General features: G+C 50.5%; 16 protein-coding genes, 2 tRNA genes and 1 pseudogene. 4 read left to right on the forward strand and 15 right to left on the reverse strand.

Features of this window, described 5'->3' with window-relative positions:
- The first annotated feature begins 193 nt into the window (after positions 1-193).
- The 3 genes from AC6IB1_RS13825 (at position 194) to AC6IB1_RS13835 (ending at position 4,269) form a co-directional block, all read left to right on the forward strand.
- Positions 194-2,236, forward strand: coding sequence for a sensor domain-containing protein (locus tag AC6IB1_RS13825; RefSeq protein WP_497567139.1), 2,043 nt, complete (start codon positions 194-196; stop codon positions 2,234-2,236).
- A 159-nt stretch (positions 2,237-2,395) separates the two neighbouring features.
- Complete coding sequence (gene ubiU / locus AC6IB1_RS13830; protein ID WP_497567140.1) at positions 2,396-3,391, forward strand: ubiquinone anaerobic biosynthesis protein UbiU; 996 nt, start codon at positions 2,396-2,398, stop codon at positions 3,389-3,391.
- Positions 3,392-3,402: 11 nt separating this feature from the next.
- The gene (locus AC6IB1_RS13835; protein ID WP_497567141.1) at positions 3,403-4,269 is read left to right on the forward strand and encodes a U32 family peptidase; all 867 of its coding nucleotides are present in this window, start codon (positions 3,403-3,405) and stop codon (positions 4,267-4,269) included.
- 88 nt (positions 4,270-4,357) lie between these two features.
- Here AC6IB1_RS13835 and nlpI read toward each other — a convergent pair whose 3' ends face one another.
- The 15 genes and pseudogenes from nlpI to rlmE all read right to left on the reverse strand — a co-directional run bounded on the left by nlpI (position 4,358) and on the right by rlmE (position 20,226).
- Positions 4,358-5,254: a lipoprotein NlpI gene (gene nlpI, locus AC6IB1_RS13840; protein WP_497567142.1), complete on the reverse strand. Its 897-nt coding sequence runs from the start codon at positions 5,252-5,254 to the stop codon at positions 4,358-4,360.
- Between the two features lie 80 nt (positions 5,255-5,334).
- A complete protein-coding gene (pnp, locus tag AC6IB1_RS13845) occupies positions 5,335-7,464 on the reverse strand; it encodes a polyribonucleotide nucleotidyltransferase (protein WP_497567143.1) in 2,130 nt (709 codons plus the stop codon).
- Between the two features lie 389 nt (positions 7,465-7,853).
- Positions 7,854-8,123 (reverse strand): 30S ribosomal protein S15, encoded by a 270-nt coding sequence (gene rpsO / locus AC6IB1_RS13850; RefSeq protein ID WP_497567144.1) that lies wholly within the window; start codon positions 8,121-8,123, stop codon positions 7,854-7,856.
- A 131-nt stretch (positions 8,124-8,254) separates the two neighbouring features.
- Positions 8,255-9,205, reverse strand: coding sequence for a tRNA pseudouridine(55) synthase TruB (gene truB / locus AC6IB1_RS13855; protein ID WP_497567145.1), 951 nt, complete (start codon positions 9,203-9,205; stop codon positions 8,255-8,257).
- The gene (gene rbfA / locus AC6IB1_RS13860) at positions 9,205-9,597 is read right to left on the reverse strand and encodes a 30S ribosome-binding factor RbfA (RefSeq protein ID WP_497567146.1); all 393 of its coding nucleotides are present in this window, start codon (positions 9,595-9,597) and stop codon (positions 9,205-9,207) included. The genes truB and rbfA overlap by 1 nt, the downstream gene beginning before the upstream one ends.
- A gap of 85 nt (positions 9,598-9,682) precedes the next feature.
- The gene (gene infB, locus AC6IB1_RS13865) at positions 9,683-12,382 is read right to left on the reverse strand and encodes a translation initiation factor IF-2 (protein ID WP_497567147.1); all 2,700 of its coding nucleotides are present in this window, start codon (positions 12,380-12,382) and stop codon (positions 9,683-9,685) included.
- A 21-nt stretch (positions 12,383-12,403) separates the two neighbouring features.
- Complete coding sequence (gene nusA / locus AC6IB1_RS13870; protein WP_497567148.1) at positions 12,404-13,891, reverse strand: transcription termination factor NusA; 1,488 nt, start codon at positions 13,889-13,891, stop codon at positions 12,404-12,406.
- A gap of 21 nt (positions 13,892-13,912) precedes the next feature.
- Positions 13,913-14,368, reverse strand: coding sequence for a ribosome maturation factor RimP (gene rimP / locus AC6IB1_RS13875; RefSeq protein ID WP_005503867.1), 456 nt, complete (start codon positions 14,366-14,368; stop codon positions 13,913-13,915).
- Between the two features lie 169 nt (positions 14,369-14,537).
- Positions 14,538-14,614 (reverse strand) — tRNA-Met (locus tag AC6IB1_RS13880).
- A gap of 74 nt (positions 14,615-14,688) precedes the next feature.
- Positions 14,689-14,775 (reverse strand) — tRNA-Leu (locus AC6IB1_RS13885).
- Between the two features lie 6 nt (positions 14,776-14,781).
- Positions 14,782-15,114, reverse strand: coding sequence for a preprotein translocase subunit SecG (gene secG, locus AC6IB1_RS13890; RefSeq protein WP_005503868.1), 333 nt, complete (start codon positions 15,112-15,114; stop codon positions 14,782-14,784).
- Between the two features lie 210 nt (positions 15,115-15,324).
- On the reverse strand, positions 15,325-16,662 hold the full coding sequence (glmM, locus tag AC6IB1_RS13895) for a phosphoglucosamine mutase (protein WP_497567149.1): 1,338 nt from the start codon (positions 16,660-16,662) through the stop codon (positions 15,325-15,327).
- The gene (folP, locus tag AC6IB1_RS13900; RefSeq protein WP_497567150.1) at positions 16,659-17,510 is read right to left on the reverse strand and encodes a dihydropteroate synthase; all 852 of its coding nucleotides are present in this window, start codon (positions 17,508-17,510) and stop codon (positions 16,659-16,661) included. The genes glmM and folP overlap by 4 nt, the downstream gene beginning before the upstream one ends.
- Before the next feature lie 211 nt (positions 17,511-17,721).
- Positions 17,722-19,546, reverse strand: a pseudogene (ftsH, locus tag AC6IB1_RS13905) (ATP-dependent zinc metalloprotease FtsH); the annotation flags it as partial.
- Between the two features lie 50 nt (positions 19,547-19,596).
- Positions 19,597-20,226: a 23S rRNA (uridine(2552)-2'-O)-methyltransferase RlmE gene (gene rlmE / locus AC6IB1_RS13910; protein ID WP_005503872.1), complete on the reverse strand. Its 630-nt coding sequence runs from the start codon at positions 20,224-20,226 to the stop codon at positions 19,597-19,599.
- 132 nt (positions 20,227-20,358) lie between these two features.
- Here rlmE and yhbY point away from each other — a divergent pair, with 132 nt between their 5' ends.
- Entirely contained in the window at positions 20,359-20,655 is a 297-nt protein-coding gene (gene yhbY, locus AC6IB1_RS13915) for a ribosome assembly RNA-binding protein YhbY (protein ID WP_497567151.1), read from the forward strand.
- The last annotated feature ends 9 nt before the right edge of the window (positions 20,656-20,664 follow it).

Consider the following 20,664-nt stretch of genomic DNA (forward strand, 5'->3'; position numbering starts at 1 on the left):
TCCTAATTGAGAGTCAGTCGAAGGTAACCGACATTGTATGACACTGCTCGCGTCTTTTTTCATGCCTTGTGTCAAAAAAACAAAGCTCTATTCCAGAAAGGTTTATCACTGAGCCCTCAGATTATATAGTGTTGTTTCAATCATGGAGTCGAAATTGAATATAGCCACACAAGCTATGATGTATGGTGCCTAAATGCCCGTTGAGCAGTTGACCTATTGGTTCTCACGTCTTACCCAAAACAGTCCGTTTCTCTTTGCCGTCCTGGACAAACATCACCATTACCTTTGGGTAAGTCAACGCTATTGCGAAATAAGCGGGCTGGAACATGACAAGTTGATCGGCAAACACGATAAGGACATTCTCGGCGCCCATTTTTACGAGGCACTCAAACCTCACTACGAGCGTGCCTTCAGTGGTGACAGCTCAGAGGGAGAGATTGTACTTAACGACGGGATACACGATTCAAGTTTCCACTTCAGTGTGACGCCACTGGCTGAAAGTGAATGGCCAGAAGATGCGATCATTTTCCACGCTGCAGATACCTCAGAACGTCAGGTACTGACCAGTGCACTGGAATCGTCAGAGAGCCGGTTTGAAAACCTGTGCCAACTGGTAGGTGATGGGTGTTGTGTGCTTGCTGATGGTGTAGTGCTGAGTGCCAACCACATTGCAGGCAAGCTGCTCGGCTTTGACAGCCATAACGAAATCCTGGGTGAAGACATTGAAAACCTGCTGTTTTCTCCGGTAAAGGGACAATCCGTGATGGCATCGCTCAATGCATTAAAGCCCGGACAACAACTGGTGTGTCAGGCCAGAGGGGCCGACAGCAATCAGGCACTGAATGTCTCTTACGGTGCTGTAAGCCTGCTTGGTGGCAGTGGTGCCATTATCACACTCTCCCGCACGGCAGCGGTGCCAGATCATCAACAAACGTTCGAAAAACTGGCCCAGTTTGATGCCCTGACCGGACTGTACAATCGCCACGGATTTTCCCGCCGTCTGGTACAACTCATCAACAGCAACACTCCCCTTTTGATGTTTTATCTCGACATTGATAACTTCAAAAACATCAATGATTCCCTGGGACACCACATCGGCGACCGTGTGCTTCAAGACATTGCTCAGCGTCTTCGAAAACGACTTCCGCCAGACACCATTCTCGGTCATCTTGGTGGTGATGAGTTCGCCATTTTACTGCCAGAACACAGCAGCGATGAAGTCGCCAATGAGCTGTCACGCCGTGTGGTGGATATTATCAGCCAGCCGTTTGACCTTTACCATTTCAGCAAATACCTCGCCTGCTCCATCGGCATGGTGAGGTACCCTGATGACGGCAAAGATGCACGCAGTCTGCTGCAAAACGCCGATACTGCGATGTACGAGGCCAAGGAACGAGGCCGAAACCGCCTGGTGACGTATAACCAGCACATGAACAAAGAAGCACGTATGCGCCTATGGCTGGAAATAGAGCTGCAAAAAGCCCTGCAAAATAATGGCTTGGAAGTCTGGTATCAGCCCAAAGTCAACGCCAAGGATTACACCATCAATGGTGCTGAAGCACTGGTGCGCTGGAAACACCCCGTTGAAGGCTACATCACCCCAGGGCGTTTTATTCCGGTCGCAGAGCGCTCGGGCATGATTGAACTGCTGGGTCGCAACGTGATGCGCGAAGTGTTCCAAACCGTGCGACGGTGGCAAAATATGAAGATATTACTGGGGCGTGTGGCTATCAACTTGTCACCCCAACAATTCCGCAATCCTAATCTCACTTCACACATGAAAAAGCTGCAGGCAGCAACAGAAATTGCTCCGTCACTCATTACCTTTGAACTGACAGAAAGTGCTGTTATGAATGATGGTGAGCATGCTATCCAAATGCTGAATGCCATTAAAGATCTGGGCTTCGCTCTCTCTATCGATGACTTTGGTACAGGCTATTCGTCTCTCTCCTACCTGGCAAAATTCCCACTCGATGAGATAAAAATCGACCGTGCATTTATCAGTGACATGGAAACCTTCCCTAAACAGGTCACCTTAATAGAGAACATCATCACCCTTGGCCGCTCACTGAATATGTCAGTCGTCGCTGAGGGGGTCGAGACAGGCAAACAGGCCAGCGTATTGGCTAACCTGAAATGCGACACTATCCAGGGCTTTCACTTCTACAAACCGATGCCAAAGGCCGAATTTGAGACGTTACTGATTAATAACCATAAAGCCAGAGTGGCTTCTTAATCCCAAAGGTGCAACACGCACCTTTTTCTCACCTCCAGCTCAAATTTTTTACCTTAACCTGCCTTATATCAAAACCCATACCGTCACCTCTCCTTACAATCCGAGGTTTATCTCAACACCCAACCAGCTTGATGCTGACCACGTTTCGTGGGGAGAAATATGGAATTGCTTTGTCCTGCAGGGAACCTCCCTGCCTTAAAAACTGCTATCGATAACGGTGCTGACGCAATATATATTGGCTTCAAAGGCGGCACTAATGCCCGCCATTTTGCAGGCCTGAACTTTGATGGCAAGAAACTGGAAAAAGCCGTTTCTTACGTCCGGGATAGCAACAAACACATTCACGTCGCGTTGAACACCTTTGCACATCCTGATGGATTCAAGCGCTGGACGGACGCCGTCGATGCGGCGGTCGATCTGGGCGTAGATGCACTGATCATTGCCGATCTCGCCGTGCTCGATTACGCTGAGCGCAAACACCCGGACATGGAAATCCACCTGTCGGTACAGGCATCTGCCACCAACAGTGCCGCTATCCAGTTCTACAAAGATCATTTCAATGTCAAACGCGTGGTACTGCCACGTGTACTTTCTATCCATCAGGTCAAGCAACTGGCGCGCACCACGGAAGTGGATCTGGAAGTGTTTGCATTTGGCAGCCTGTGCATCATGTCTGAAGGGCGCTGTTATCTTTCCTCTTACTTGACCGGTGAATCCCCGAACACAGTAGGCGCCTGCTCGCCGGCCAAATACGTTCGCTGGCAGGAAACCCCTGACGGTTTGGAATCGCGACTGAATAACATTTTGATTGACCGCTATAAAGCAGGCGAAAATGCTGGCTACCCCACCCTGTGCAAAGGCCGTTTCGTGACGGATGGAGAGCCCTTCCATGCTCTTGAAGAACCAACCAGCCTGAATACCCTTTCTATATTACCGGAGCTGTTTGAAGCCAATATTGCCTCGGTGAAAATCGAAGGTCGCCAGCGCAGCCCTGCCTATGTTGAGCAGGTCACCCGCACTTGGCGGCAGGCTATCGACAGCTACAAGCGCAATCCGGATAACTATCAGGTACTGCCACAATGGAACCAGTGCCTTGACAGCGTTTCTGAAGGTGCACAAACCACACTTGGCGCCTATCACCGTCAATGGCAATAAGGGAGTAACCCATGAAATATTCACTTGGCCCACTTCTTTATTTCTGGCCTAAAAACGATGTTGAAACCTTCTATCAAACCGCGGTAGGCAGCGACGCTGATATCGTCTACCTGGGCGAAACCGTCTGTTCGAAGCGCCGTGAAATGCGTCCTGCTGACTGGATGAACCTCGGTCGTGAACTGGCTGCCAGCGGCAAGCAAGTGGTGTTGTCGACCATGGCGCTGCTGGAAGCGCCGAGCGAAGTCAGGGTGATGCAGACCTATATCGACAACGGGGAGTTCATCATTGAAGCCAACGACGTGTCTGCCATTCAGCTTGCCCACGAGAAAGGCATCCCGTTTGTCGCAGGCCCAGCGCTGAACCTTTACAACGCACAAGCGTTGCAGGTGATGCTCAAAAAAGGCATGACCCGCTGGTGTATGCCAGTAGAGCTGTCCCGTGAGTGGCTGCAAAAAGTGCTGGCTGAGGCTGATGCGATGGGTATCCGCAACCAGTTTGAAGTGGAAGTGTTCTCTTATGGTCACTTACCGCTGGCCTACTCTGCCCGTTGCTTCAGTGCCCGGGCAGAAAACCGCCCGAAAGACAAGTGCGAAACCTGCTGCATCAACTACCCACAAGGATTGGAGGTAAAAAGCCAGGAAGGCCAACCCGTCTTTACCCTGAACGGCATTCAGACCCAATCCGGGTATTGTTATGACCTCAGCGCAGACATCGCCTCAATGGAGGGTTTGGTCGATGTCATACGTATTAGCCCACAAAGCATGCAAACTCTGGATGTACTGGCCGGTTTCAAACGCGGCGAATCCGGTTTCGCCCCCAAAAACCATTTCTGTAATGGTTACTGGCACAGCATTGAAGGTATGGCGATACAGTCTTAACCTGCGCACTGAAACAACAAAAGCCGCATTGCGGCTTTTTCTTTCTCTATCAATGGGAAAACATTTTGTATCAACAGGAAAAGACGAATCAGGACGGGTTGTTCAGCTCATAGGCAATACGACTAAGCTCCAGCATCGAGTAACGATGTTCGACAAAGTCATACACATTGCCGGACATGGCAAGTTTATACAACGCCACAGCAGAACTGATGTCCCCCTGGGCCTGATAACGCTTGGCGAGGTAGAAATACCCTTCACACAGCCTTCCCGCCAGCTGGGCGTTGTCTGTACTGTCGTTCATCACTTTCTGGAAAAACGCTTCTTCACTGATATCGTCGAGATACATGCGGGCCAACAGCCAGCCCCAGTCGAGTTTATCTGAGCGATTGTAGCGCTCTCTCAGTTCTTGTTTTGCTTTCTCTGGCCCAAAATACTCAAGCTCTGCCAGATATAACCAAAGGGCACGGTAGGCATCATTTTCGTCGTCATGAAAATGTTTGCGCAAATCCCGAATAGCCAGTTCATAACGGCCACCGTAATACAGGGCAATACCGCGGTTACGCTCAGCAAACTGGTGTTTTTCATTCAGCTCAAGACTGGAATCAAACGCTTCATAGGCGGCGTCATACATACCGCTTTGGGTAAAATATACCCCGAGAATATTGAACACATCTGATTGTGCCGGGTTATAGGACAGGGAACGATTAAAATCAAGACGCGCCAGATCGCGAAGTCCCAGGCTGTCATTGATAAGGCCACGCTCATAGTAAAGCAGCGCCCGGTCTTTTTCTGTCAGATCGTTCCTGAGCAAGATCTGGTCGATGCGCGCGAGTTGCACTTCCTGCTGCGTAGTTGGCTGCAAAGGCACCGCCATCGGCAACATATGCCATGGCTGGTTGTTACTCACTGACGACGGGGCCGCACAGCCAGACAGCAGCAGTGCCGATCCCAATATAGTCAGTGGCAGCCAGTTAAATTTTCGCATGTGTGCTTTTCTCCTGAAAAACAAAAAGGGGGCATCGCCCCCTTTTTATACCGTGTTTCACGCTACAGCGTAAACCGTTATTATGCGTCAGCTTGTGGCTGTACGTCAGATTCAGAAGCGTCCGGCGCTTGCTCTACCGCTTCTTTCATTGACAGGCGAATACGGCCCTGGCGATCGATTTCCAGCACTTTAACCTGTACTTCCTGTCCCATTTCTACGTAGTCAGACACTTTTTCAATGCGCTTGTCTGCCACTTGTGAAATGTGCACCAGACCTTCTTTGGTGCCGATCACCGACACGAAGCAGCCGAAGTCAACGATACGGGTCACTTTACCGGTGTAAATACGGCCCACTTCCACTTCTGCGGTCAGCGCTTCGATACGTGCGATAGCCGCTTTTGCTTTCTCGCCGTCGGTCGCGGCAATCTTCACCGTGCCATCATCTTCGATTTCGATGGTGGTATCGGTTTCTTCTGTCAGGGCACGAATCACTGCGCCGCCTTTACCAATCACATCTTTGATCTTCTCTGGGTTGATCTTGATGGTATGGATACGTGGTGCAAATTCAGAAATATCGTCACGCGCAGAAGAGATGGCCTGATCCATCACATTCAGGATGTGCAGACGCGCACCTTTCGCCTGGTTCAAGGCAATTTGCATGATCTCTTTGGTGATACCTTCGATCTTGATGTCCATCTGCAGTGCAGTCACACCATCGTCAGTACCCGCCACTTTAAAGTCCATATCGCCCAGGTGATCTTCGTCACCCAGGATGTCAGATAGAACCACGAAATCGTCGCCTTCTTTCACCAGACCCATTGCGATACCCGCAACAGATTTCTTGATGGGCACACCTGCATCCATCAGCGCCAGCGATGAGCCACACACAGAAGCCATTGAAGAAGAGCCGTTAGATTCAGTGATCTCAGAAACTACACGAACGGTGTACGGGAACTCTTCCTGAGATGGCATAACAGCCGCAATACCACGCTTCGCCAGTTTACCGTGGCCAATTTCACGACGTTTCGGTGAACCTACAAAGCCGGTTTCACCCACACAATATGGAGGGAAGTTGTAGTGGAACAGGAAGTTATCAGTACGCTCACCAGTGATTTCATCAATGATTTGCGCGTCACGCTGGGTACCCAACGTCGCGGTAACCAGTGCCTGGGTTTCACCACGGGTGAACAGCGCTGAACCGTGGGTACGTGGCAGAACACCGGTACGGACATCCAGCGCGCGCACCATGTCTTTCTCACGGCCGTCAATGCGAGGCTCGCCCGCGATGATACGGCTACGGACAACCTGCTTCTCCAGGCTGCTCAACATACCCTGGATTTCACGTGCATCCAGAGATTCGTCTTGCTCCAGCAGTTGTTCAACAACCGCAGACTTGATTTCACCCACTCGGGTGTAACGCGCCATTTTTTCAGTGATTTGGTACGCTTCTGTCAGCTGTGCTTCTGCCAGCTCAGCCACACGTGCTTTCAGCTCAGTGTTAACTTCAGGTGCAGACCATTCCCATGCAGGTGTCGCCACTTCTGCTGCGAATTCTTTGATCGCGTTGATAACAACCTGCTGCTGGTCGTGACCGAACACGACTGCTTGCAGCATTTGCTCTTCGCTCAGGCGGTCAGCTTCAGACTCAACCATCAGAACGGCATTGTCAGTACCGGCAACCACCAGATCCAAACGGCTCTCTTCCAGCTCTTTGTTGCTTGGGTTCAGAACCAGCTCATCGTTGATATACCCCACACGCGCCGCACCAATTGGGCCATTGAATGGGATACCAGAGATAGACAGCGCCGCAGAGGTACCAATCATCGCAACGATGTCTGGGTTAACGTTCGGGTTAACAGAAACAACGGTCGCAATCACTTGAACTTCGTTTTTGAAGTGATCTGGGAACAGAGGACGAATTGGACGGTCAATCAGACGTGCAGTCAGGGTTTCGCCTTCAGAAGGACGACCTTCACGCTTGAAGAAGCCACCTGGGATTTTACCTGCCGCGTAAGTACGCTCTTGGTAGTTAACCGTCAGCGGGAAAAAGTCCTGTCCTTCTACCGCGTCTTTTTTACCAACGACTGATACGAATACAGAAGTATCGTCCATGCTCACCATCACGGCAGCAGTCGCCTGGCGCGCCATTACGCCGGTTTCCAACGTTACGGTGTGGTTACCGTACTGGAATGTTTTTACGATTGGATTCACGAGAAATTCCTTGTTGTTGCGCGCACGGTTGCGCTGAATTACTTAACGTTCAACGGGCTCACCAATCGCGACTAATGACAAAGTTCTCACGGTGTTGAAGAGCTTTCTCAATAGTCGCGACCTGATGGTCGACGTGGTTGACTGTGAGTCCGATGAAAGCGCCAACATTATACACGGCTATCTGATTTTCGTTAACTTGCGACAGAAAGTTTCGTGCGCAAAAACCCAATAATCCGTTTGATGCTGGTGGTTTATCCGCCAATGCGGGGAACGTGACAAGCACGCTGACACTGTAGTCTGAATTGCAGGGAAACCGGGCAAGACATAAAACAAGAAAAGGAGCCGCAAGGCTCCTTCTCAGATTGCGATGCTTAAAAGCCAGCGGCTTATTAGCGACGCAGACCCAGACGAGCGATCAGTGCCAGGTAACGGTCAGCGTCTTTACGCTTCAGGTAGTCCAGAAGCTTACGACGACGAGAAACCATGCGCAGCAGGCCGCGACGGCTGTGGTGGTCACCTTTGTGCTCAGCGAAGTGGCCTTGCAGGTGGTTGATAGAAGCAGTCAGCAGAGCTACCTGTACTTCTGGAGAACCCGTGTCGTTTGCGCCTTGTGCGTATTCAGCAACGATTGCTGCTTTAGTTTCTGCATTCAGAGACATAGTCATTTCCTAAATGTAAAAGGTTTTAATTTGTGTCAGCCAATCTCTGATTCAGCCAACACCCGAGGCGGCGAATTCTACAGCGATTCCCCTGTTAAGGCAACCGCTGTTGTATTCATCACACCATAAATTTATTGCTGGGACGTACGCACCAGACGGCGGGGCTTCAACATGCCATCAGCATCGATTTCACCAACACCGATAAACGTGTGGTCATCCCCTACGGTCATGCGAAGCACTTCCCCTTCTGCAGGCGCATTCGGAATTTGTACCGACTGGCCCTGCAGGGCATAACTTGCTACTACCGGTAACAGGTTCACTTCACGTAGGTCCTGTACCGCAGTATCCAGTGGCAGAAGCAGTGGATCCAACAACTCACGTGGCTGGATACCTTGTTCACGCGCTTGTTCAAGCAATGCTTCCAGTTGTTCCAGCGTCACCATTTTTTCATACGGATAACGGGAGACGCCGGTGCGACGCAACATGGTCACATGGGCACCACAGCCCAGCATTTCGCCAAGATCATCCACGATAGTACGGATGTAAGTGCCTTTCGAGCAATGCACTTCCATTTCCACTTCATGGCCTTCAAAGCGCAGCAATGAGATATCGTAAACCGTGATCTTGCGGGCTTCGCGCGGTACTTCAATGCCTTTACGGGCGTATTCGTACAACGGCTTACCTTCGTACTTCAATGCCGAGAACATCGAAGGTACCTGCATGGTTTCGCCACGGAAAGAGGCAATAGCACGCTCCAGATCGCCAAGGCTGACTTTCACTTCACGGGTTTCTACCACTTCACCATCAGAATCAGACGTATCGGTGCGCTCGCCGAGCTTGGCGATCACACGGTAACGTTTATCTGAGTCCAGCAGGAACTGGGAAAACTTGGTCGCTTCACCAAAGCAAATCGGCAACATACCGGTAGCCAGTGGATCCAGCGCCCCTGTGTGACCCGCTTTCTCCGCAAAGTAGATGCTTTTAACTTTCTGCAATGCTGCGTTTGACGTAATGCCGGTGGGTTTATCCAGCAGGATAATCCCATCAACAGGACGTCCGCGACGACGTGGACGGCGACCCATTACTCTTCCTCTCCATCCACATCACCGCGGCGCGCTTCATCTGATTTCACCGCTTGTGAAACCAGGTTGGAGATACGCATACCTTCCGTCAGTGACGCATCAAAATAGAAGGTAATTTCAGGCGTAACACGCAGTCGGATTGCTTTACCAAGCAGGCTACGGATATAGCCCGTCGCTTCCTGGAGTGCTTCCAGGCCGCCTTGTGGGGTTTGATCCCCCATGGTCAGGAAAGTCACAAATACTTTGGCATAGGCAAGGTCGCGTGACACTTCTACGCCGGAAACAGTCACCATACCAATGCGTGGGTCTTTTATCTCGCGTTGCAGGATCAGTGCAATTTCTTTTTGCAGCTGCTGCGATACGCGTTGAGTACGGCTGAATTCTTTTGCCATAACGCTCTTCTCTCATAAGAAATGGGGGGAAAGTGCCACGCACTTCCCCCCATGGTGTTTATAAACAACCGGTTACCGTCGGTTATTAGTCGATAGTACGCTTGACTTCGACCACTTCAAAGACTTCGATTTGGTCGCCAACGCGGACATCGTTGTAGTTCTTAACGCCGATACCACACTCGTAGCCTTTTGCCACTTCTTGTACGTCGTCCTTAAAGCGACGCAGCGACTCAAGCTCACCTTCATAGATAACCACGTTGTCACGCAGTACACGGATTGGGTTGTTGCGCTTGATAGTACCTTCAGACACCACACAACCGGCAATTGCGCCCAGTTTCGGTGACTTGAACACTTCACGTACTTCAGCCAGACCCATGATTTCCTGCTTGAACTCAGGCGCCAGCATACCACTCATTGCCTGCTTCACTTCGTCGATCAATGCGTAGATAACGGAGTAGTAACGCAGATCCAGGCTTTCAGTATCAATGGTCTTACGTGCAGAGGCATCAGCACGTACGTTAAAGCCAACCAGGATAGCGTTAGACGCCGCGGCCAGTACTGCGTCAGTTTCAGTGATTGCGCCTACACCAGAGCCAACAATCTTCACTTTCACTTCGTCAGTGGACAGTTTCACCAGTGATTCAGCAATCGCTTCAACCGAGCCTTGAACGTCCGCTTTCAGTACGATGTTCAGTTCAGATACTTCGCCTTCAGCCATGTTAGAGAACATGTTCTCAAGCTTCGCTTTCTGTTGACGAGCCAGTTTCACATCACGGAACTTGCCTTGACGGTACAGGGCTACTTCACGTGCTTTACGCTCGTCACGGACAACCGTCGCTTCGTCACCTGCTTGTGGTACACCTGACAGACCCAGGATTTCCACAGGAATAGACGGGCCAGCTTCATCCACTTCTTTACCGTTCTCGTCACGCATAGCGCGAACACGGCCATACTCTAAGCCACACAGAACGATATCGCCTTTCTTCAGCGTACCTTCCTGAACCAGCACCGTTGCTACCGGACCACGGCCTTTGTCCAGGCGTGATTCGATAACCACACCACTTGCCATACCGTCACGAACAGCTTGAAGTTCCAGCACTTCAGATTGCAGCAGAATAGCTTCCAACAATGCGTCAATATTGATGCCTTGCTTCGCAGAAACGTGAACAAACATGTTCTCGCCGCCCCACTCTTCAGGGATAACATCGTGCTGTGCCAGCTCGTTTTTCACCTGATCCGGGTTCGCCGTATCTTTATCAATTTTGTTCACGGCGACAATCAGAGGAACGTCCGCCGCTTTCGCGTGCTGGATGGCTTCGATAGTCTGTGGCATTACACCATCGTCTGCAGCAACAACCAGTACCACGATATCCGTTGCCTTCGCACCACGTGCACGCATCGAGGTAAACGCTGCGTGTCCCGGAGTATCCAGGAAGGTGATCATACCGTTTTCGGTTTCAACGTGATATGCACCGATATGCTGGGTAATACCGCCCGCCTCACCCGATGCAACGTGTGCTTTACGGATGTAGTCCAGCAGCGACGTTTTACCGTGGTCAACGTGACCCATGATGGTGACAACCGGTGCGCGGGGCTCCAGCTTCGCGTTGCCATCACGATCTGACAGCACCGCTTCTTCCAGCTCGTTCTCCTTGCGAAGAACCACTTTGTGGCCCATTTCTTCCGCAACCAACTGCGCTGTTTCCTGATCAATCACTTGGTTGATGGTTGCCATGGCGCCCATCTTCATCATGGTTTTGATCACTTCGGTCGCTTTCACAGCCATCTTGTTAGCCAGTTCAGCAACAGTGACAGTTTCACCAATTTCTACATCACGGGTCACTTTCTGCGCAGGCTTTTGGAAGCCATGTTGCATAGAGGTTGGTTTCGCCATACGGCCTTTTAATTTACCGCCTTTACCACCACGGCTACGGGAAGAAGACACCTCGTCTTTCTCTTGCGCTGATTTTTTCTTCTTACGGCGACGTGGCGCAGCTTCTTGGCGACGATCTGCTTCGTCTTCCGCTTCACGTGCATATTTTGATGTGGTGGTGTGATGATCTGCTGTTTCCATTACTTCAACAACTGCAGCCTCTTGTTGACTCCAACGTTCTTCATTCAATTCTGCCATTTTGCGTGCCTCTTCTAGCTGGCGCTGACTTTCTTCTTCAGCTTTACGCTTGGCTTCCTCTTCCTGGCGACGCTTGAGTTCATCAGCTTCTTTCTTCGCTTGCGCCTCAGCTGCTTGACGAGCAGCCGTCTCTTCAGCTGTCTCGTTCGAAGCTTTTGCTTTTTCTGCCGCAATGCGTGCTTTTTCTTCTGCTTCACGCTTGGCCTTTTCTTCAGCCTCACGTTTTGCTTTTTCTTCAGCCTCACGTTTCGCTGCTTCTTCAGCTTCGCGACGGGCCTTTTCCTCTGCCTCACGCTTCGCTGCTTCTTCAGCTTCACGTTGTGCAGCTTCTTGTGCTGCACGCTGTTCTTCTAATTCACTGCGCTTCACGTAGGTACGCTTTTTACGTACTTCTACCTGAACATCCTTACTCTTTCCGCCAGCACCAGAAACACTCAGCGTGCTGCGTTTTTTGCGCTGTAACGTCAGTCGAGTTGGAGCGCTACCATCATCACCGTGCTCTCGCTTGAGGTGAGACAGCAAGGTTTGTTTCTCATCTTGGCTTACATTGTCGTCTGCCGATTTCTGAATGCCTGCATCTTGAAATTGCTTCAGCAAACGTTCTACCGGCGTATCAATTTCGTTCGCCAGCGCTTTAACTGTAACCTCTGACATTCTGCTCCTCCTTTGCTGCGCTTAAGCTTCGTCGCTGAACCAGCAAATATTGCGCGCGGCCATAATCAGCTCACCCGCTTTAACTTCATCCATTCCCTCGATATCCAAAAGATCGTCAGTACCTTGGTCAGCCAGATCTTCCAGAGTGCAGATGCCTTTCGCCGCCAGGCGGAACGCTAAATCACGCTCCAAAGCTTCCAGACCCAACAGGTCTTCTGCGGGCTCTGCACCTTCAAGGATTTCTTCTTTCGCCAACGCAATGGTGGTCAGCGCTTCTTTCGCGCGGCTACGCAATTCTTCTACGGTATCTTCATCCAGACCGTTAATCTCCAGCAGTTCAGCTGCTGGTACGTAGGCCACTTCTTCAAGTGTGGTAAAGCCTTCTTCAACCAATACGGCTGCGAAGTCTTCATCAATGTCCAGGTGCTTGCTGAACAGCTCAATTGACTGTCCCGCTTCTTCCTGATGTTTTTTCTGCAGATCTTGCACTGTCATCACGTTCAATTCCCAGCCAGTGAGCTGAGAAGCCAGACGAACATTCTGACCGTTTCGGCCGATAGCCTGCGCAAGGTTGTCTGCTTCTACGGCGATATCCATGGTGTGGGTATCTTCATCAACGATGATGGATGCGACATCAGCCGGTGCCATCGCGTTGATCACGAATTGTGCCGGATTGTCGTCCCAAAGCACGATATCAATACGTTCGCCACCCAGCTCACCAGACACTGCCTGAACACGCGCACCACGCATTCCCACGCACGCACCGACAGGGTCAATACGCTTGTCATTGGTCTTAACCGCAATTTTTGCACGAGAGCCCGGGTCACGCGCCGCCCCCATCACTTCAATCATTTCTTCGCCGATCTCTGGCACTTCAATGCGGAACAACTCGATCAGCATTTCTGGCTTAGAACGGGTCATAAACAGCTGAAAACCACGCGCTTCTGGGCGTACAGCATATAATAAACCACGCACGCGGTCGCCTGGGCGGAAGTTTTCACGTGGCAGTTGATCGTCACGTTGAATTGCCGCTTCAGCGTTGTTACCCAAATCTACGATAACCACATCACGGTTTACTTTCTTCACCACACCGGTGATCAGCTCACCTTCGTTCTCCATGAATTGTTCAACCACTTGCGCGCGCTCAGCTTCACGCACTTTTTGTACGATAACCTGCTTCGCAGTTTGTGTGGTGATGCGGTCAAACGTTACTGACTCAATCTGGTCTTCAACATAGCTTCCCAGCTCCAGGGTTTCGTCGTCAAACTGGGCCGCTTCAAGGGTGATTTCACGTGTTGGAAGGGTAACTTCTTCTACCACTAACCAACGGCGGAATGTATCAAATTCGCCGGTTTTGCGGTCGATAGCCACACGCACGTCGATGTCAGCATCGTATTTTTTCTTTGTTGCTGTAGCCAGCGCTGTCTCCAGTGCTTCAAAAATGCGCTCGCGCGGAACTGCCTTTTCGTTGGAAACCGCTTCTACGACAGCCAAGATTTCTTTGTTCATGAACTAATGCCTCATTTAACCTTAAAATGAAGGAACCAGGTTGGCCTTGGCAATATTGCTCAGGGCGAACGCTTCTTCGTTGCCATCGACCTTAATGGTGACGGTCTCGCCTTCGACAGAAAGGATCTCACCTTTCCACTTGCGGCGGTTCTGCATGGCCATTTTCAGTACAATCGTGACTTCATGGCCAACAAAGCGCTGATAATGCTCAGCTTTAAACAGTGGTCGCTCTAGACCTGGCGACGACACTTCCAGGTTGTAAGCCACAGTGATCGGATCTTCTACATCCATCACTGCACTGACCTGGCGACTCACTTCTGCACAGTCTTCTACTGTGATGCCGTTTTCGTGATCGATGTAAATACGCAGGGTAGAGTGTTGTCCTGCACGAACAAACTCAAGCCCGACCAATTCGTAGTCCAGTGCTTTCACAGGCGCTTCCAGCAAGGCAAGAAGCTGTTTTTCTAGTCCGGTCATACAAACCCCAGAAATAAAAAAAGGGCCTAAAAGCCCAGTTATCCATTCGAATGGTCATCTTTAGATAACAAAAAACCCCGAACGTCGGGGTTTAATGTAACTGGACCCTATTGCCACGACTTCTCATGGCTGATGACTGTTTTGGTCTCAATAAACAATCATCTAAAAGTGGTTGCGGGGGCCGGATTTGAACCGACGACCTTCGGGTTATGAGCCCGACGAGCTACCAAACTGCTCCACCCCGCGTCCGAACGGCGCACATTATATCGTCGCCTCACGCACTAATTCAAGTGCCATGACCTTATTCAGGATTTTTCAACTGGTGCTGAGAGCGGGACTTGAACCCGCACGCCAATTAAGGCACTGCCCCCTCAAGACAGCGTGTCTACCAATTCCACCACCTCAGCAAAATTTTAGTTCGGGATGTCGCTGTTGTTACCAGCAGCTGGCACATCACCTGACTGAATCTGCTCTACTGGCACACTCAAGTCGTCATATTCTCCGCCCACTTCGGTTTGCTTTGCAGTCAAGTTACCCAAAACGAGGCTGAGAACAAAAAATACTGTTGCGAAAATTGCAGTCATTCGGGTGAGGAAATTTCCAGAGCCGCCAGAGCCAAACACTGTGTTTGATGCTCCAGCCCCAAATGAGGCTCCCATATCTGCGCCTTTACCTTGTTGAATCAGAACCAGGCCAATGACACCAAGCGCAGCCAACAGATAAATCACAAGTAGAATTTCGTACATGGGTTCCACCTATGTTCCAAATTGTTGAGCCAGATGATCGTTTCAGTTCACTAGCGCAACTCCCATCGTTGGGAGCGGGAGAATACTAACCAAAGCCAGCAGGTGAAACAAGTAGAAAATGGAAAAAAACAGGACTTTTCATTCCGTTTGCACATCTTGTAACCAAACCAGCGTTCCCGCTCCAGTGTAATGCCTGACTCCGTCAGGCTTTTAACAACTTGACTTCACAGCTTCTGCAATTTCCAGTGCATATGCCTGAACTGCTTCTGCGTTTTCACCTTCCACCATAACGCGGATCAGAGGTTCGGTGCCAGATTTACGCAGCAGGACGCGACCCTTATCGCCCAATTTGGCTTCTACTGAAGCTTTGGCTGACAAGACTGCATCAGACTGAAGTGGATCCGCTTCACCGCTAAAACGCACATTTTCGAGCACTTGCGGGAACATGCTCATGCCATCACACAACTCTTTCAGTGACATGCCAGTGCCCACAACACTCGCCAGGACCTGCAATGCCGCTACTATCGCATCACCGGTGGTGACTTTATCCAGCAAGATCACGTGGCCGGAATTTTCTGCGCCAATGGTCCAGCCATTTTCCAACAGTTTCTCCATCACGTAGCGGTCACCCACTTTTGCGCGGGTAAACGGAATACCGAGGTTTTTCAGTGCCACTTCCATGCCCATGTTAGTCATTAACGTCCCAACGACACCACCTTTCAGTTCACCACGGCGAAGCGATTCACGGGCAATGATATAGGCTATCTGATCACCATCGACTTTATTACCTTCATGGTCAACCATGATCACACGATCGCCATCGCCATCAAACGCGATCCCCAGCATCGCCTGCTCTTCAACAACACGTTTCTGCAGCGCGCGTACGTCGGTGGCGCCCACCTGGTCATTGATGTTGGTACCATTTGGCTCAACGCCCATGGTAATCACGTCGGCACCCAACTCTTGAAACACAGAAGGTGCGATGTGATAGGTGGCACCGTGAGCACAATCGAGTACTATCTTTAACCCTTTCAGGCTCATGCTTGACGGGAAAGTACCTTTACAAAACTCGATATAGCGCCCAGCCGCATCCACGATACGTTTGGCTTTACCCAGTTGCGACGACTCTACACAAGTCAGGGGTTTTTCAAGCTCGGCCTCAATCGCCAGCTCAATCTCGTCCGGCAGTTTGGTGCCTTCAGAGGAGAAAAACTTGATGCCATTGTCATAATAAGGATTGTGCGATGCAGAAATAACAATCCCGGCTTCTGCACGGAAGGTTTGTGTCAAGTAAGCAATAGCCGGCGTCGGCATAGGTCCAGTAAATGCCGCCTGAAGACCCGCAGCAGACAGGCCAGCTTCCAATGCAGATTCCAACATATAACCTGAGATACGGGTATCTTTACCAATCAGTACTTTCTTGGTGCCCTGTTGGCTCAGTACGCGACCAGCAGCCCAGCCCAGTTTGAGCATGAAATCCGGAGTAATAGGAAATTGACCCACTTTACCGCGAACACCGTCGGTGCCAAAGTACTTACGTTCTGTCATTGTGTTTCTCCCAAAAATTCCGCCGCCTCCCGCATTGCCTGTACAACACGGATAACATCAGAGGTCTCAGCCACGTCATGGACGCGGATGATGTGTGCCCCTTTCATTGCAGCGATAGTGGCGCAAGCTAAACTTCCCCCGAGAATATCTGTCGGGGATTTTTCTAATAATTTAAAAATCATAGACTTTCTTGACATACCGGCCAGTACAGGCAGTCCATAACGGTGAAATGCGTCTAGCTGAGCCAGTAGCTGGTAGTTATGGGTCAGGGTTTTGCCAAAACCAAAGCCGGGATCTAGGACTATCTTTTGCCGGTTAATCCCTGCTTCTTCACATGCTTTTATCCGTTCATCAAAGAAGCTGAAAATATCACCAAACAGGTCTTGATAGGTAGGATTTGCTTGCATGGTACGGGGCTGCCCCTGCATATGCATAAGGCAGACTGGCACGTCTGTTTCTGCAGCTGTTTCTAACGCCCCCGTCTCCCTCAATGCCCTGACATCGTTAATCATATCTGCCCCGGCCAATACGGCTTCACGCATGACTGAGGCTTTACTTGTATCAATCGATATCCAACAGTCAAAGCGGGAGCGAATGGCTTCTATCGCAGGGATGACACGGTCCAGCTCATCTTGTTCCGCCACATCGGCCGCCCCGGGTCGCGTCGACTCCCCACCGATATCCAAAATAGTGGCACCGGATACAAGCATGCTTTCCGCATGGCGCAATGCCGCATCCAGCTGGTTAAACTTACCGCCATCAGAAAATGAATCCGGCGTGACGTTAAGGATTCCCATCACCTGAGGTGATGACAGATCAAGCATTTTGGATTGATTAAAAAGTTTCATGAGAAGGCTTTGTTCGAAGTGAAAAATTTCTATTGGCAAAAGAAAAACCCCGAGTTATCCCGGGGTTTGTTATATTCAACGTACAATTACGCTTCCGACTTGCCGTCTGGATCTACAGGCTTATTGCCTGTTTCCACTTCGCCAGAAGAGGATGGCGGCACATCAGTGCTGGCTTCTGCATTTGGCGTGCTCGGCGTGTTGTCTGAATTATCGTTCGCGCTCCAGCCAGCAGGTTCACGAACTGGACGACGTGCCATCAGGTCATCAATCTGCGCGGCATCGATTGTCTCATATTTCATCAATGCATCTTTCATTGCGTGCATGATGTCCATATTTTCTTCGATAATCTTACGTGCGCGGGTGTAGTTACGGTCAATCAGTTCGCGAATTTCGCTATCAATAAGACGCGCAGTCTCATCAGACATATGTTTGCTCTGGGTCACTGAGCGGCCAAGGAAGACCTCGCCTTCGTCTTCTGCATAAAGTAGTGGCCCCAGCTTTTCAGAGAAGCCCCATTGCGTCACCATCTTACGGGCAATATCGGTTGCGCGCTCAATGTCATTGGACGCACCGGTAGACACTTTGTCAGGGCCGTAAATCAGCTCTTCCGCCAAACGGCCGCCATACAAGCTTGAAATCATCGACTCCAGATGCTGACGCGACATACTCACGCGATCCTGCTCTGGCAAATACATCGTCACACCCAGCGCGCGGCCACGTGGGATGATAGACACTTTGTATACCGGATCGTGCTCCGGCACCAGTCGGCCAACAATCGCATGTCCCGCCTCGTGGTAAGCCGTCGACTCTTTGGTCTCTTCCGACATCACCATCGACTTACGCTCAGCGCCCATCATGATTTTGTCTTTGGCAAGTTCAAACTCAACCATAGAAACAACGCGCTTGTTACCACGTGCAGCAAACAGGGCGGCCTCGTTCACCAGGTTAGCCAGATCGGCGCCTGAGAAACCCGGCGTACCTCGAGCAATCAGTGATGCTTCAACATCGCTACCCAGCGGGACTTTGCGCATGTGAACTTTAAGAATCTGCTCACGGCCGCGAACATCTGGCAGACCTACTACCACCTGACGGTCAAAACGGCCAGGGCGCAGAAGCGCAGGGTCCAGTACATCCGGGCGGTTAGTTGCTGCAATAACGATAATGCCTTCGTTACCTTCAAAACCGTCCATCTCAACCAGCATCTGGTTCAGTGTCTGTTCACGTTCATCGTGCCCGCCACCAAGGCCTGCTCCACGCTGACGACCTACCGCATCAATCTCGTCAATGAAGATGATGCAGGGCGAGGCTTTCTTCGCCTGTTCGAACATGTCGCGAACACGGGATGCACCCACACCGACGAACATTTCAACGAAGTCAGAACCTGATATAGTGAAAAACGGTACTTTTGCTTCACCGGCAATGGCTTTTGCCAGCAAGGTTTTACCCGTACCTGGAGGACCCACCATCAAAACACCGGTCGGAATTTTACCGCCGAGCTTCTGGAAACGGCTTGGATCGCGCAGGTAATCCACCAATTCTTTCACATCTTCTTTGGCTTCATCACAGCCAGCAACGTCGTTAAAGGTGGTTTTGATTTGTTCTTCACTCATCATGCGTGCTTTGGACTTACCAAAGGACATCGCTCCTTTGCCGCCACCGCCTTGCATCTGGCGCATGAAGAAAATCCACACACCGATAAGCAGCAACATCGGGAACCAAGAGATGAAAATAGACGCAAGAATGCTGGGTTCTTCAGGTGGTGTACCGCGCACCTGAACTTTATGGTTGATCAGGTCGTCCAGCAATTTAGGATCTTGCATCACAGGCATGTAGGTGACATAGCCGGTGCCATCACGACGCGTCACCTTCAGTTCGCGATTGTTGAACTGTACATCCTGTATTTTATCCTGTCCTATTTCTTGGACGAACGAAGTGTAGTCGACTTGACGGCCAGCACTGTCGCCTGGTCCAAAGCTTTGGAAAACAGACATTAATACGACAGCGATCACCAGCCATAAAATCAAGTTTTTTGCCATGTCACTCAAGGTGTTAGCCCCGCAAAAACTATATTAATAATGGTAGAGTACTACAGTTTATACCCTGTAGCCACAATGTAGACCTCACGCGAACGTGCACGGGAGGAATCAGGTTTGCGGATTTTAACCGCTTTAAACATCTTACGCACTTCGGCCAAGTACTGATCAAAGCCTTCTCCCTGGAACACTTTGACAATAAAGGAACCGTTGGGTGCTAGCACTTCACGACACATGTCCAATGCAAGCTCAACGAGGTACATGGCACGTGCCTGATCGGAAACCAGATTGCCGCTCATATTGGGTGCCATGTCTGACATCACCACATCCACCATGTCTGGCTGGATACGGTCAAGCAACGCATTCAGCACCGCCTCTTCACGAAAATCACCTTGCAGGAATGCGACACCGGGAAGCGAGTCCATGGGTAGAATATCACAGGCAATCACCTGTCCACTATCACCGACTTGCTCTGCGGCGTATTGAGACCAGCCTCCTGGTGCGGCCCCCAAGTCCACCACCGTCATACCAGGCTTCAGCAGTTTATCCTTACCTTGTATCTCTTCGAGCTTAAAAATAGCTCGCGAACGAAAGCCTTTTTTCTGGGCTTCCTGAACATATTTATCATCAAAATGTTCTTTCAACCAGCGACTAGAGCTCGCTGAGTGTTTCTTTTTGCTCATGTTTTACCTGACCCACAACACTGCCGAAAATGTCTTACGGCGAATCTCAGGGGGATATTTGTTCAGTTTGAATAGAGATGGCGGTAGAATGTCACGTTTTCAACCCCGATAAAACAATAAATCGAGTCATCAATGAATCTAAGCACAAAACAAAAGCAGTATCTGAAAGGCCTTGCGCACAACCTGAAACCGGTTGTTCTTATGGGGGCAAATGGCCTGACAGAAGCCGTGCTTGCGGAGATTGAAATCGCTCTCGATCATCACGAATTAATCAAGGTGAAAGTGGCATCAGAAGATCGTGACACTAAGAACTTGATTGTAGAGGCAATCGTTCGTGAAACGAACGCGGAGAAAGTACAGGTTATCGGCAAGATCCTGGTACTTTACCGCCAAAGCGAAGAGCGCAAAATCGAATTGCCACGGAAGTAAAAAAGGCCG

The organism is Grimontia sp. THUN1695 (genome assembly GCF_059704325.2).